The 13,165-nt window shown below is 48.9% G+C and carries 15 protein-coding genes and 1 riboswitch; all 15 genes read left to right on the top strand.

What is annotated here, in order from left to right; all coding sequences use genetic code 11:
- The first annotated feature begins 36 nt into the window (after nucleotides 1-36).
- The 15 genes from PHR44_05750 to PHR44_05680 all read left to right on the top strand — a co-directional run bounded on the left by PHR44_05750 (nucleotide 37) and on the right by PHR44_05680 (nucleotide 13,160).
- Nucleotides 37-534: a hypothetical protein gene (locus PHR44_05750; protein ID MDD4910165.1), complete on the top strand. Its 498-nt coding sequence runs from the start codon at nucleotides 37-39 to the stop codon at nucleotides 532-534.
- The gene (locus tag PHR44_05745) at nucleotides 531-1,292 is read left to right on the top strand and encodes a hypothetical protein (protein MDD4910164.1); all 762 of its coding nucleotides are present in this window, start codon (nucleotides 531-533) and stop codon (nucleotides 1,290-1,292) included. Before PHR44_05750 ends, PHR44_05745 begins: the two co-directional genes overlap by 4 nt.
- Before the next feature lie 339 nt (nucleotides 1,293-1,631).
- On the top strand, nucleotides 1,632-2,615 hold the full coding sequence (locus PHR44_05740) for a radical SAM protein (protein ID MDD4910163.1): 984 nt from the start codon (nucleotides 1,632-1,634) through the stop codon (nucleotides 2,613-2,615).
- A 53-nt stretch (nucleotides 2,616-2,668) separates the two neighbouring features.
- Nucleotides 2,669-2,856: riboswitch (cobalamin riboswitch) on the top strand.
- Nucleotides 2,857-2,929: 73 nt separating this feature from the next.
- Entirely contained in the window at nucleotides 2,930-3,481 is a 552-nt protein-coding gene (cobC, locus tag PHR44_05735; GenBank protein ID MDD4910162.1) for an alpha-ribazole phosphatase, read from the top strand.
- Nucleotides 3,469-3,996, top strand: a complete 528-nt coding sequence (gene cobU / locus PHR44_05730; protein MDD4910161.1) for a bifunctional adenosylcobinamide kinase/adenosylcobinamide-phosphate guanylyltransferase — start codon at nucleotides 3,469-3,471, stop codon at nucleotides 3,994-3,996. Before cobC ends, cobU begins: the two co-directional genes overlap by 13 nt.
- Complete coding sequence (gene cobT, locus PHR44_05725) at nucleotides 3,993-5,108, top strand: nicotinate-nucleotide--dimethylbenzimidazole phosphoribosyltransferase (protein MDD4910160.1); 1,116 nt, start codon at nucleotides 3,993-3,995, stop codon at nucleotides 5,106-5,108. The genes cobU and cobT overlap by 4 nt, the downstream gene beginning before the upstream one ends.
- A gap of 1 nt (nucleotide 5,109) precedes the next feature.
- On the top strand, nucleotides 5,110-5,835 hold the full coding sequence (cobS, locus tag PHR44_05720; GenBank protein ID MDD4910159.1) for an adenosylcobinamide-GDP ribazoletransferase: 726 nt from the start codon (nucleotides 5,110-5,112) through the stop codon (nucleotides 5,833-5,835).
- On the top strand, nucleotides 5,832-6,884 hold the full coding sequence (gene cobD, locus PHR44_05715) for a threonine-phosphate decarboxylase CobD (protein ID MDD4910158.1): 1,053 nt from the start codon (nucleotides 5,832-5,834) through the stop codon (nucleotides 6,882-6,884). The genes cobS and cobD overlap by 4 nt, the downstream gene beginning before the upstream one ends.
- A complete protein-coding gene (gene cbiB / locus PHR44_05710) occupies nucleotides 6,881-7,792 on the top strand; it encodes an adenosylcobinamide-phosphate synthase CbiB (protein MDD4910157.1) in 912 nt (303 codons plus the stop codon). Before cobD ends, cbiB begins: the two co-directional genes overlap by 4 nt.
- On the top strand, nucleotides 7,785-9,281 hold the full coding sequence (locus PHR44_05705; GenBank protein MDD4910156.1) for a cobyric acid synthase: 1,497 nt from the start codon (nucleotides 7,785-7,787) through the stop codon (nucleotides 9,279-9,281). Before cbiB ends, PHR44_05705 begins: the two co-directional genes overlap by 8 nt.
- A 15-nt stretch (nucleotides 9,282-9,296) precedes the next feature.
- Nucleotides 9,297-9,437: a hypothetical protein gene (locus PHR44_05700; GenBank protein ID MDD4910155.1), complete on the top strand. Its 141-nt coding sequence runs from the start codon at nucleotides 9,297-9,299 to the stop codon at nucleotides 9,435-9,437.
- Nucleotides 9,415-10,734, top strand: coding sequence for a peptide-modifying radical SAM enzyme CbpB (gene cbpB, locus PHR44_05695; protein MDD4910154.1), 1,320 nt, complete (start codon nucleotides 9,415-9,417; stop codon nucleotides 10,732-10,734). The genes PHR44_05700 and cbpB overlap by 23 nt, the downstream gene beginning before the upstream one ends.
- A complete protein-coding gene (locus PHR44_05690; GenBank protein ID MDD4910153.1) occupies nucleotides 10,718-11,383 on the top strand; it encodes a diphthine--ammonia ligase in 666 nt (221 codons plus the stop codon). Before cbpB ends, PHR44_05690 begins: the two co-directional genes overlap by 17 nt.
- Nucleotides 11,356-12,195, top strand: coding sequence for a cobalamin-binding protein (locus PHR44_05685; protein ID MDD4910152.1), 840 nt, complete (start codon nucleotides 11,356-11,358; stop codon nucleotides 12,193-12,195). Before PHR44_05690 ends, PHR44_05685 begins: the two co-directional genes overlap by 28 nt.
- Nucleotides 12,192-13,160 carry an iron ABC transporter permease gene (locus PHR44_05680; protein MDD4910151.1) on the top strand — a complete coding sequence of 323 codons (969 nt, stop codon included), beginning with the start codon at nucleotides 12,192-12,194 and terminating at the stop codon, nucleotides 13,158-13,160. Before PHR44_05685 ends, PHR44_05680 begins: the two co-directional genes overlap by 4 nt.
- The last annotated feature ends 5 nt before the right edge of the window (nucleotides 13,161-13,165 follow it).

Genomic DNA, 13,165 nt, shown 5'->3' with positions numbered 1-13,165 from the left:
ATTGACATAATAATTATTGAGGGGGGTAATCCTACCATGAAACCACTATTCAAAACAATCATTTTTCTCTGCATTTTACATTTCTCACTTTTCGTTTTTAGCTCTTTTGCCGGTATCCCTCGTGAGATCTCCTATCAGGGCCGGCTGACTGACAAAGATGGCAAACCCTTGTCGGAAGGAACAGTGAGCATCACCTTTCGGCTCTACACACAGGAGTCAGGGGGCAGCGCCATCTGGAGCGACACAAAGAGCGTCCCTGTATCAAGCGGCGGCATCTTCTCAACTATCTTAGGCTCATTCCCGGATGAGAGCGTCAAATTCGACCAGCCCTATTGGCTTGGCATTCAGATACCCCCGGACGCGGAGATGACACCCAGACAGAAGCTCACCGCTGCCGGTTATGCCGTGAGGGCGGGAAAAGCTGATGAGGCCGAAGGTAAAATAAAAGCAACGGGCGGCCTTATTATTGAGACGAGGACATCTGACCCTGCATCACCTGAGACAGGCCAGGTTTGGCTAAGGACAGATCAATGAAGAAGATTATCTCTTTTCTATTTGTTTTGTTCGGATCAATAGTATTAGCGGGATATGTACAGGCCGATACCGATATAGTCACATTACCCGCCACAACACATACATATGTAGGGACAAATGTAGGCGCAGGACCTATCTCGATAGATGGTGATTTTGACACTCCTCAGGCAGGAAACTATGGCGGGGGAGGATATTACGAAACCAGCTCCACTCATATCTTCAATAAGGATTACAGGATATCCCGCTTATCTTTTAGATGGGGTTTAGACGCTTATTCATACGCCGACAACAGCCCGGGAATAGATACTTATGCAAAGGTTCAGTATCTTGACGGTTCTGAATGGAAGGATTTTACCGGTCCATACACTTCCTTTAGCGATTGCAGAAATGATGATGATGGCGATGTCCAAACGCATCAAGATTCCGGACGGCAGAACATAGACCTTAATCTCAACTGCTCAGGAGTAAGAATTTGGATATCTACCAATACCGGTGGGCACGGTAATGAGACTAGATGGAGCAGCGCTCGTATTTATGAACTTCAAGCTTGGGGTAGTGTTGATATCGGGCTACGTCTTTATGACGGCACAGAAGCAGTAAAAATTGCCTGCGAACCAGCTGGGGTTTTGACCTCTCCTTTAAGAGTCCACAAAGATGGTACTACTTACGCAATTGTCTTAGTAGAGCCCAGCGATTCCCGCGCTTCAAAACTTAGAGTCAAAACAGAGAGAGGGATTAAGGCCTTGGCAAAGATTTAGTAAGGAGGTTGTTTCTTAATGAGGTCGTTATTATAATAATGGATAGCAGAATTTAAGAAAGGGCGATAACGGACGGGTATTACAGATATCAGGCGAGATCCCTGTCTGGCAGGGCTCGGCATTAAAGTTTTATGATTCAGGCCCTCAAAGTTTCTCAGTCAATACCAATTATACTGTTCACCATAATCTTGGCACTACGGTCTTAATCATAAACGTTTATTTCAGGGAGGACGCAGGCTCGGATTGGAAATTAGCGATGTGTGATTATGGCTCCGGCTTAACAATGGCCGGGCCGATTTTTTATTCTATACAGGATGATTCAATTACCGGGATATATCCATGTTCAAGATATATAAAAGAAGGGCGAAGTTCTTTAAGGCGACCAGGATCTGCCGCCTGCCCTATATGCCTCATATATTGAATATTGAGCCGGGTAACGTCTGCAATCTTAAATGCCCGCTTTGCCCCACCGGATCCGGCGACAAGTCAATGAAAAAGGGATTTATGGGCCTTGCCGCCTTTAAGAAGATTCTTGATGAATTGGCGCCGCATCTTGAGGTATTGAATTTTTACAGCTGGGGCGAGCCGCTTTTAAATAAAGATTTTGTGAAAATGGTGGAATACGCGCGTTTGCGAAATAAGCGGATGAGGATAATTACCAGCACCAACCTTAATATCAATGATGACCGATTGTTGGCGGACTTGGTCAGGTCCGGCATTGATGAAGTGATCATCTCCTGCGATGGGGCCACGCCCCAGGCATATGGGAAATACAGGGTTGACGGCGACTTTGACCTGGTTATGAGGAACATGAAGTTTATAGCGGATGAGAACAGGAAGTCCGGGGGAAGGGTCGATCTGGTATGGAATTTCATTGTCTTCAAGCATAATGAACATGAGGTCCAGAAGGCGCGAAAGATGGCGGAAGAAATAGGAGTGAATTTCAGGGTCGGCAAGATGCGCGTCACAATGAAGGATGAGATACTCAGGCCTAAGGATGAGGCGATCAGGAAAGACCTGGCGTGGATACCGGATAACCCTCAATACAGCGCTTACAATAAGGATACCTGCACGACGAAAAAGGTGATCACTGCCTGCAGGAAGCCATGGCAGGAGATAAGCATTAATTGGAACGGCGATGTTTTTCCCTGCTGCGCCGTCTATGGCGATCAATACAATATAGGCAATATCAACAACGCCGGCATCCGTCAGGTATGGAATAATACCGGGTATATCCGCGCGAGAAAAGAGATCATAGGGAAAAGCGGAGAGATAACCACGGTTTGCGGGATATGCAGGAAGAACGGCTTTATGCATATGTAAGGGTAATTTTATATTGACAACTCCGCAGCCGCGTAATATATTATATTTACAATTTGGTTTATAGCTATACAGGTTCCGCGTTGCGCGGATAAAAAGGGAAGTCGATAAGAGACGACACGGTCCCGCCGCTGTTTAAGAGGAACGAACGCCGCAAGAGCCACTGCTTGGAAAGCGGGAAGGCGCGGCAAGTAGGTTAATGCCTCTTTAAGTCAGAAGACCTGCCTGTATAAATGCCTCGTGGTAAGGCATTGGGTTTTGGGTGAAGAAAAGAGGTGTCAACCCTTGACTGAACAGGTCAGGGGTTTTTGTTTTGTATGGGCAGGATATATTTAATAAGGCACGCGGAGACGGATTATAACAAATTCAGGCGCTATGCCGGTAAGAGCGATGTTCCGCTTAACAGGACAGGGAGGCGGCAGGCAAGGTCTTTATCCGGCGTTCTCAGGGATGAGAGATTTGACGCGATATTCAGCAGCCCTTTAAGGCGAGCCAGAGATACCGCGCGCTTCATAGCCGGCAGGAAAAAGATAATCATTGAACCCGATCTAAGGGAGATTGACTTTGGGCTATGGGAGGGTTTAAGATTTGAGCAGATAAAGAAAATGTTTCCCCGTGAAATATCGCTTTGGCTAAACCGGCCGCTGCATACAGGGATACCCGGAGGAGAAAGCTACTCTGCTTTAAAGAAGCGGGTTATGGTATTTTTTAACAAAGTTGCATCAGGGGCGGCAGACAAGACGATCGCCATTGTCACGCATCACGGCCCGATCAAGGCGATAATATATGAGACGCTGAGATTGAATGAGGATGATTTCTGGAATATCAGCATTGATTCAGCCAGCGTTATCTGCGTATGTCAAAACTGATTTTCATAACCGGCGGGGCAAGGAGCGGCAAGAGTAATCTCGCGGTGCGGCTTGCCAAAGAAACGAAGGGCAGGGTGTGCTTTATAGCCACCTGCCGGCCGCAAGACGGGGAGATGCGGGAAAGGGTAAGAAGGCATAAATTGTCCCGGCCAAAGTCATGGAAGACCATAGAGGAGCCGCTGGATTTAGCCAGGGCGGTAAAAACGGCGTCAAAGGTATCAAGCCGCGTAATAATTGACTGCCTTACTCTTTGGATCTCTAACCTTGTTTTTTCCGGAGCTGCCGACAAAGATATACGCCGATACTCTTTGGAGGCGATCCAATCCGTGAAAAAATCAAAGGTAGATGCCATAGTTATTTCCAACGAAGTTGGTTCAGGCATTGTTCCCGATAACGAGATCGCGCGCAGGTTCAGGGATATCGCGGGTGAGGTGAACCAGGCATTTGCCAGGAGTTGTGATAAGGCGTATTTTGTTGTGTCCGGCATACCTATATTATTGAAAGGAGAGGAATGAATTTTCAGGAGGCAGTAAATAAGATACAGGATATTGACGCGGAATTCATCAAGATGGCGCAGAGGCGGCTGGATAATTTGACCAAGCCGCAAGGCAGTTTAGGCCGGCTTGAGGAACTTGCCAGGCAGATCTGCGGTATAAAGGGCCGGGAGCTGCCTGATATTAAGAAAAAGTCCGTCTTTGTTTTAGCGGCAGACCACGGCGTGACGGAAGAAGGGGTAAGCGCCTTCCCCAAAGAGGTAACCGCGCAAATGGTTTATAATTTCCTTAACGGCGGCGCGGGCATCAATGTCCTGGCCAGGCACGTGGGCGCTGAGGTGGTGGTTGTGGATATGGGAGTGGCAGAGAAAGTGAACCCTTCGACTGCGCTCAGGGTGAATGGTGAGCAATGTCGAACCATGAAAAGCGCAAAGCGCAAAGCGCAAAACTTTGTAGATAAAAAGATAAATTACGGCACAAAGAATATGGCAAAGGGGCCGGCAATGGGTATAGATGAGGTAAAGAAATGCCTGGATTATGGGGTTGAACTGGTTGAGTCGGAGTCGCGCGGCGGCGTTGATATCGTGGCAGTGGGCGATATGGGTATAGGTAATACTACCTCAAGCAGCGCGATCGTCTCTGTGATCACGCGGTCTTCTGTTGAATCCGTGACAGGCAGGGGCACCGGCGTCAATGATACGATACACAGGCGCAAGATAGAAGTCATAAAGCAGGCGATAGCATTAAATAAGCCAGATCCTGAAGACGGCCTGGACGTGCTTTCCAAGGTAGGGGGATTTGAAATAGGGGGGATCGCCGGCATCATACTGGGATGCGCGGCTTTAAAGATCCCGGTTGTGATCGACGGCTTTAATTGCGGCGCGAGCGCGTTGATCGCCTATACCATAAATCCTAAGTCAAAACAATATATGATCGCGGGGCACTGTTCTGTTGAGCCGGGACACAGGATCGCCCTTGACCACATCGGGCTTAAGCCATTGTTTGATCTGGATTTGAGGTTAGGCGAAGGCACGGGCGCCGCTTTGGGCATCGGTTTATGCGAGGCAGCGGTGAAGATCCTCAGGGAAATGGCGACATTTAAAGACGCCAATGTATCCGAGAGAGATAAATAATATGAAAGGACTGCTTATCGCGCTGCAATTCCTTACGATACTGCCGGTCAGAATACGGGGGGAGTTGAAGGACCGCGGCATTGCCGCGTCCCTGATCTATTTTCCGGTTGTGGGATTGTTTATTGGCCTGCTGTTGGCCGGAGTAAGTGCCTTGCTTTCAGGCATACTGCCGCCTTTGCTTCTTAGCGTTATATTAGCCGGATTATGGCTGCTCATTACAGGCGGGATGCATCTTGACGGGACGGCAGATACCTTTGACGCGTTAGGCAGCGGAAAGCCCAGACAAGCAATGCTTGAGATCATGAGGGACAGCAGGATAGGGGCGTTCGGTATGGCCGCGGTAGTATTCCTTATTCTGTTTAAGGTTTTCGCCCTTCATTCCCTGGGCAGCATGAGGACAGGCGCATTAATAGTTGCTCCTGTTCTGGGAAGATTCAGCGTAACGCTGCCAATTTTTTTATTCAGTTATCCAAGGGAGTCCGGTAAGGCAAAAGCATTTTTTGACAATATCCGCCCTAAAACCGTTGTTATCGCCGCTATCACCGCTTTAGTCATAGCCGGCATCGCGCTTGGCGCCAAAGGAGTATTATTTTTTCCGGTCATATGCGTATTAGCCGCGTTGTTTTCTTTTGTGTTAAGCCGGACATTCGGCGGCATAACAGGCGATAACCTCGGAGCTATAATTGAGTTTACGGAAGCAGTCACACTGATCATTCTTGCCATATGAAAGAGAGCAGGCAGGCGGCATACCACGGTGGAGATATAAAGGCGGCATCAGGGCAGTACGGCATACCTGAAGATAAAATAGTGGATTTCAGCGCGAGCATAAATCCCCTGCGTCATCCGCCCGCGATACGGAAATTGATCCGTGACAATTTCACCAAGATACGCCGTTATCCTCAGCCAGATGCCGCGGGCCTGACAAAGGCCATTGCCGGATATCTAGGCGTCGATCGGCATAATATAATGCCGGGTTGCGGCTCAATTGAACTCATTTATCTTGTCGTGTCAGCTTTACGCCCCCGCGGCGCGCTTATCTTTACGCCAGCGTTTTCCGAATACGAAAGGGCGCTTAACGCGGTCGGTTCAAAGATCTATCGTCGCGAAATCGGTGATTTCAACCCTGAGCGCGGTCGAAGGCCTGATATTGTATTTATCTGCAACCCAAACAACCCTACGGCAGACCTGTTTGAGGCGGGAGATCTAATAAGTTTTATTAAAAGATTACCATCGGCTTATTTTCTAATTGACGAAGTGTTTATGGATTTCGTAAAGGACAAAGACAGGTATACCTTGATAAGGCAGGCGCTCAAGAACAGCAGGATAATTATCCTCGGATCGCTTACCAAATTCTTCGCGCTTGCCGGCTTGAGAGCGGGGTATGTGGCGGCGCATAACAGGACGCTGTCAAAATTGAATAAATTCCGTTATCCCTGGATGGTCAATTATCCCGCGCAGCTCATTTCAGAGGCATTGCTGAAAGACAGAAGGTTTATTGAAAAAAGCAGGGAATTTATGTTCAGGGAACGGGAGTATCTATACAGGCAGCTCTGCCTGATAGATGGGGTCAAGCCGTCAGTTCCAACCGCCAATTTTATTTTTTGTAAAAGCAGCGTTAATTCAAGCCGGCTGGCTGATTTATTGGGCAGGAAGGGGATACTCATACGCGATTGCTCTACTTTCCGCGGGCTGGGGAGTAAGTATTTCAGAGTGGCGGTCAGGACGAGAAAAGAGAATCTGCGTTTGGTCAATGAGCTAAAAAAGATATTAATATGACAATAGCGATCGTGATAGGTTTTCTCCTGGACTTGTGGCTGGGCGACCCGCAATGGCTTAAATGGCATCCTGTGCGTTTATTGGGCAGGCAGATAGGCGCCTCAGAGAAGTATTTCAGGAAGTTGAGCCATAACGACAGGATCAACGGGATAATATTCGCTTTAACTATCGCCGTATTCTGGCCGGGGCTGGCATGGTTGGCCCTGAAGCTGCTTTTTGCGATGAACGCGGCCTTAGGCACGGCTGTTGCCGCGCTGCTGTTCTACTTTGTGATCAGCATCAAAGACCTGAAGGCGCACGTTGAATCCGTAAGCAGAGCGCTTAAAAACAGCGATATTGAACTGGCGCGGAAGGAGCTCTCCAAGGTTGTCGGCAGGGATACCGGCGATCTGGATAAAGGCGATATCGCGCGGGCAGCCGTTGAGACGACCGCGGAAAGCACGGTTGACGGCATAATCGCTCCTATATTCTTTGCCTTTTTAGGCGGCATACCGCTTGCCTGGATGTATAAGGCAATAAACACGCTTGACTCAATGGTAGGATACAGGAATGAGAAATACAGGGATTTTGGCTGGGCAAGCGCGCGGATGGATCATTTCCTTAATATCATTCCTTCTATGTTGTCTTCGGCCGTTGTTGCTATCGCAGCATTTATCCTGAGGAAGAACTGGCGTGAGGCATTCAGGCCAAGCCGGCGGCTGGATACTTCAATAATTCAGGCAGGGTTTGCCGGGGCGTTAGGCATTGAAATAGGCGGGGTAAATCACTACCAGGGACAGGCGATAGAAAAGCCGGTTTTCGGCAAAGGCAACAGCGCCCCGGATATTATCCATATATCAGAAAGCATAAAATTAAGTTATGCTTGCGCGATGATCACTTTGGTTTCGGGAGTATTATTAAATGTCTAAAGCGATACAGATCTGCGGCACAGGTTCTGGAGTAGGTAAAAGCGTACTGGTTGCCGCGCTTTGCAGGATTTTTCGGCAGGACGGCTATGAGGTGGCGCCGTTCAAGGCGCAGAATATGGCGCTTAATTCTTGCGTTACGCGAGACGGCGGTGAAATAGGCAGGGCGCAGGCAATGCAGGCAGAGGCGGCCAGGATAAACCCCACAGTAGATATGAACCCCATATTATTAAAACCGACGCGCGATACCGGCGCGCAGGTAATAGTAAGAGGCAGGCCGTTAGGAAATATGTCCGCGTTGCGCTACACGAAGGCAAAGGCCGGGCTGAGGAAAACGGTTGAGGATTCTTTCAGGAGATTATCGGCTGAGTTTAATGTTGTCGTGATAGAGGGAGCGGGCAGTATCGCGGAGATAAATCTGAAGCGGCACGACATCGTCAATACCCGCATGGCAAAGTTCGCCAATGCCCCGGTCATAATAGTCGCCGATATTGACAAAGGCGGCGTATTCGCGTCTCTAGTCGGGACAATGGAGCTGCTCACGCCTGATGAGAGAAGGCAGGTAGCCGGGTTCATAATAAATAAGTTCAGGGGCGATAAGCGGCTGCTCAAAGGGGGCTTGAGTTTCCTTGAAAAAAAGACAGGGAAAAAGGTCTTAGGTGTGGTGCCGTTCTTCGGCCCTGATACCATACGCCTGCCCGAGGAGGACTCTGTTTCGCTTGAAAGGTTGGGGCAGCGCGGATATGAACGTGATAAGATCAACATAGATGTGCTTTATCTTCCGCATATCTCTAATTTTACCGATTTTGACGCGTTGGAAAAAGAGCCGGTGGTTAACCTGAATTACATCAGGGACATAAACGAGATCGCGGAGCCGGATGTTTTGATAATCCCCGGCAGCAAAAATACTATTTCAGACCTCGCGGCGCTGCGCAAGGCAGGCCTGGCAAAGAAGCTGGATCATTTACTGAAGAAGGGATGTGAAGTGATCGGCATCTGCGGCGGATATCAGATGTTGGGCAGGAGTATCACAGATAACGGCAGGATAGAATCAAAGTCAGGAGGCGTCAAGGGCTTTAGCCTGTTGGAAGTAATGACTGCCTTCAGCGGAAAGAAGGCCACATTCCAGGTTAAGGCAAGGCATATGGCGTCAGGCCTGATGCTTCAGGGATACGAAATCCACCACGGACAGTCGCGCCTGTTAAACGGCTCAAGGCCGTTATTTAAAATCACGCGGCGAAATAACAAGAAGGCAGATATAGGCGACGGCGCCTCAAATGATACGGGCAGGGTATGGGGCACATACATCCACGGCGTCTTTGATAATGATCCATTCCGTAAGGATTTCATTACGCGCCTGTGCGCTGCCAAAGGCCTGGGCTATAAAGCGGGGAATAGCGGATCGTCTCTCAACGGCAACTTAGATAAGCTGGCGCGGCTGGTCAGGAAAAATATTGATATGAAGGAAATTTACAGGTTGCTTAAGTCATGAGAGGAGGTGAACAAAATGAGTTGTTCTAAGCGGGGTAAATGCACGGAGAAAAAGACAGAGGAAAAAAAAGAAACAGTATCTTATCGGGCAAAATGCAATAAATCAGGAGCAGGGCTTTCGCATTATGTGGTCTATGGAGAAGAGAAGAATAGCTAAAAATATCAATTTAATGATCGACCCGGACAATGTGTTCTGGGCGATATCAAGAGGGGGATCGGATCCGAAGGCCGGCGGCTTTCAGGATGCGGTCTCCCTCTATGAGCGGGTCAACCCTAAGATCAGCCGGGATTTCAATGCCTTCAGGAAGAATAGAAAGCTTGCCGCGGTCTACGTCAATCTGACAGATAGATGCAACGCCAATTGCTCGTATTGCTATATACCTCACCAGATACGACAGTCAGGCGCTGAACTGGACTGGGATAAATTAGAGTTTATCCTTAACAGTATTATCCGGCACTTCAAGACAGAGGGCGCGTCTAAGCCGTTAGTCATATTCCACGCGGCAGAGCCGCTGCTGAAGAAAGACCTGCTGTTTCTGGCGGTGAGGAAATTCAGCGGCAGGATACTCTTCGGTGTTCAGACAAACGCCATCCTGCTGGAAAAAAAGGATGTTGATTTCCTGATAAAATACAGGGTAAATGTGGGCATATCGCTGGATTCATATGATGAGATGTCCAACAATAAGGCGCGTTCATCAAAGGGCGGAGGCAATTTCAAATGCGCCGTAAGGGCGTTAAAATGGTTTAACGGATACCCGCGGCTGAATGTGATCACGACCATTAATAAATTCAACGTGCGCCAATTGCCGGAAATTGTAAGCTTTCTGCATAAGCTTAGGGTGCCCTGCGCCTTACTTAACCCTGTGCGCCTGACGCAGAAACATTCGCGTAAGGTAAGGCCGAAACAGGCGGATATGGCTAAGTATTTCCTGCTTGCTGTTAAGACGGCTACGCGTCTGTCGCTTAAATCCGGCCGCAAAATAGCGATCGGAAACTTTGAGAACGTTATCCTTGCCATAGTCGCGCCTATGGCGCGCCGTCTTATGTGCGATATCTCGCCTTGTGGAGGCGGCAGGGTTTTCCTGAACATAACCGCGGACGGAGATATGATACCTTGCGGTGAATTTGCGGGCTTAAGAGAGTTCTCCGGCGGGAACATATTCCGTGATGGTTCTATCGCCTCCGCTATGGACTCATCCGCCTTCAGGAAAATACGCGGCCGCGTAGTGGAAGATATAAAGGAGTGCGATGTGTGCGTATTAAGGAATATATGCGGCGCTCCCTGCCCGGCTGAACTTTACGCGTATAAGGGCAGTATGAATAAGAAGTCGGTATTTTGCCGGTTTTACAAGAAAATAATTACTTACGCCTTTAAACTTATAGCGGATGAAAAATACTCTGAATTTATCAAGTCAGAGGTATTGAAAGGATTAGAGTATGAATACGAACTCTGAGGTCAGAAGGGCCGTCTGTCTCTGGGGTGGAGGCAAGGATGCATGCCTTGCTCTTTTCAGGGCGATGAATGACGGGTATAGCGTGGAACGGCTGTTTAACGTAACGCTGAAGGGAAGCAAGTGTTCTATATCGCACAATCTTGGCAGGGAGGCGATAGTAAAACAGGCAGAGGCAATGGGCATTAAGCTTCTGCAAAAAGACGCGGAAAGAAATAACGCCAGGGATGTTTATACCGCTGCCTTAAAGTCACTGAAGGAACAGGGTGTAGATCACGCGATATTCGGCGATATCTTTGTGCGGGAGCATTACGATTGGCTCAGCGATGTAAGCGCCGCCGCGGGGGTTAAGCCGGTATTCCCTCTCTGGAAAGAGGATACGGAGAAACTGGCGCGCGAATTCATCGGCGCAGGTTTTAGATCCAAGATCATTAATGTGAAGGCGGATAAACTGGATAAGAGTATACTGGGCAGGACAATTGACAATGATCTTTTATCAGGGCTTCCTGCCGGAGTCGACCCCTGCGGAGAAAACGGGGAATACCACAGTTTTGTGTTTAACGGGCCGATATTCTCCAGGGAATTGAAGATTGAAGAAGGCGCGGTTGAAAAGGTTGATGACAGATGGGTGTTAAATATAAAAGTATATTAGCATTATTCCTGCTGTTTTTCAGCGGCACCTCGTACGCGGATCACAAAAGGGTGGTTTCTCTGGCTCCTTCCATTACTGAAGAGATATATCTTTTAGGCGCAGAGGATTCCTTAATAGGCGTTACCTCGTATTGCCGATATCCCGAAGAGGCGCGAAACAAGGAGATCATCGGGACAGTGCTTGAGCCGAGTATGGAGAAAATAGTGTCTCTTAAGCCGGATCTGGTCCTGGCCACAAATGAAGGCAACAGGCAGGAGTCAATAAAGAAATTGGCCGCCCTGGGGTTAAACGTAGTCGCGTTTAACGAAACAAAAGGATTCCGCGATATAGAACGCAATTTCTTGAGGTTGGGAGTGATCCTGGGACGCTTTGAGACAGCAAGGCAGATCATGGACGGCATAAATGCAAAGATCGAGGCCATCAGAAAAGAATCTGCCGCCGCGGATAAGATAAAAATATTCTGGCAATTGGGCGCAAGGCCCATAGTCAGCGCTTCAGCCGGCACATTCACGGATGAGATAATTAACTGGGCAGGCGGCGTGAACATATTTTCGGATATGGCCGGCCGTTATCCCAGAGTCAGCATAGAAGAGGTAATTAAGAGAAACCCGGAGATCATAATCGTAGTTACAATGGGCGACATTACCGGCAGCGAACTGGATCTGTGGCGCAGGTTTCCGGGGATAGACGCTGTGAGGAATAACAGGGTGTACGTATATGATATGCATTTCGCCTGCACACCCACGCCGGATAATTTTATAGTCGCGCTGGAGAAGACCGCTGGATTGGTGAAGGAGGCAAGGCAGCAATGAGCAAGCGGGTTGTTTTGATAGTTTTGTTTATCGCGCTTGTCCTGTCAGTCGTATTCTCGCTTTTCTCAGGCCCGGCCAAAGTGAATTTGCCGGATTTATTCAGGGCTGACAGCCAGGCAGGGACCATTTTATATAAGATCAGATTGCCGCGCGTAATGCTCGCGCTTATGGTAGGCGCGTCCCTTGCGGTAAGCGGATGCGTTTTTCAGGCGGTATTGAGCAATCCCCTGGCAGACCCTTATACATTAGGGATATCAGGCGGTGCGGCGTTCGGCGCTTCCTTATGTATAATTCTTGGTTTAGGCGCGTTCTGGCTGCCTGTAAGCGCGTTTTCAGGGGCGATATTATGCATCGCGCTTGTGTATATGGTCGCCGGCAACAAGAGGTTTTCCAACACCGGCATGATATTGGGCGGCGTAATGCTGAATTTTGTATTCTCATCGTTGGTTATGTTCCTTTTTGCCGTGGCAAAGTCGGAAAATGTGCATCAGGCCATACTCTGGCTTATGGGCGACATTTCTCTGGCGGATATGCGGACGCTAAAATTGATGCTGCCGTTTTTTGTTTTTGGCTGGCTGGCTATTTTTTATCTCAGCCCGGATATTGATATCCTTACTCTCGGCGAAGAAAAGGCAACGCACTTGGGGCTGGCCGTCGCCAGGATAAAGGCGATAATCTTTATCGCGGCATCGCTGATCACCGCTGTAGGGGTTGCTGCCTGCGGGATCATCGGTTTTGTCGGGCTGGTTATTCCGCATTTTACAAGGAAGCTCGTCGGGCCGGGCCACAGATTTCTCATCCCCGCTTCTGTCCTGGCAGGGGCAACTTTTCTTGTGTTGGCGGACACGCTCGCGCGCACAGTCGTTAAGCCCCTTGAACTGCCTGTGGGGGTGATCACCGGGCTTTTCGGTGGCGTATTTTTCCTGATCCTGCTGATCAGGGCAAAGGACTGGAGGATGTTTTAATACAC

This window comes from Candidatus Omnitrophota bacterium, assembly GCA_028707125.1.
In the GTDB taxonomy this organism is placed as follows: domain Bacteria; phylum Omnitrophota; class Gorgyraeia; order Gygaellales; family JAQTUX01; genus JAQTUX01.
This window is presented reverse-complemented; position numbering and strand designations above follow the sequence as displayed.

What these genes read in the sequence shown, in the direction of transcription:
- cobU (MDD4910161.1), top strand. Translation starts at nt 3,469, where the DNA reads ATGTCAAAACTGATTTTCATAACCGGCGGGGCAAGGAGCGGCAAGAGT.
- PHR44_05700 (MDD4910155.1), top strand. Translation starts at nt 9,297, where the DNA reads ATGAGTTGTTCTAAGCGGGGTAAATGCACGGAGAAAAAGACAGAGGAA.
- cbiB (MDD4910157.1), top strand. Translation starts at nt 6,881, where the DNA reads ATGACAATAGCGATCGTGATAGGTTTTCTCCTGGACTTGTGGCTGGGC.
- PHR44_05705 (MDD4910156.1), top strand. Translation starts at nt 7,785, where the DNA reads ATGTCTAAAGCGATACAGATCTGCGGCACAGGTTCTGGAGTAGGTAAA.
- cobC (MDD4910162.1), top strand. Translation starts at nt 2,930, where the DNA reads ATGGGCAGGATATATTTAATAAGGCACGCGGAGACGGATTATAACAAA.
- cobS (MDD4910159.1), top strand. Translation starts at nt 5,110, where the DNA reads ATGAAAGGACTGCTTATCGCGCTGCAATTCCTTACGATACTGCCGGTC.
- PHR44_05745 (MDD4910164.1), top strand. Translation starts at nt 531, where the DNA reads ATGAAGAAGATTATCTCTTTTCTATTTGTTTTGTTCGGATCAATAGTA.
- PHR44_05680 (MDD4910151.1), top strand. Translation starts at nt 12,192, where the DNA reads ATGAGCAAGCGGGTTGTTTTGATAGTTTTGTTTATCGCGCTTGTCCTG.
- cbpB (MDD4910154.1), top strand. Translation starts at nt 9,415, where the DNA reads ATGGAGAAGAGAAGAATAGCTAAAAATATCAATTTAATGATCGACCCG.
- PHR44_05750 (MDD4910165.1), top strand. Translation starts at nt 37, where the DNA reads ATGAAACCACTATTCAAAACAATCATTTTTCTCTGCATTTTACATTTC.
- cobT (MDD4910160.1), top strand. Translation starts at nt 3,993, where the DNA reads ATGAATTTTCAGGAGGCAGTAAATAAGATACAGGATATTGACGCGGAA.
- cobD (MDD4910158.1), top strand. Translation starts at nt 5,832, where the DNA reads ATGAAAGAGAGCAGGCAGGCGGCATACCACGGTGGAGATATAAAGGCG.
- PHR44_05685 (MDD4910152.1), top strand. Translation starts at nt 11,356, where the DNA reads ATGGGTGTTAAATATAAAAGTATATTAGCATTATTCCTGCTGTTTTTC.
- PHR44_05690 (MDD4910153.1), top strand. Translation starts at nt 10,718, where the DNA reads ATGAATACGAACTCTGAGGTCAGAAGGGCCGTCTGTCTCTGGGGTGGA.
- PHR44_05740 (MDD4910163.1), top strand. Translation starts at nt 1,632, where the DNA reads ATGTTCAAGATATATAAAAGAAGGGCGAAGTTCTTTAAGGCGACCAGG.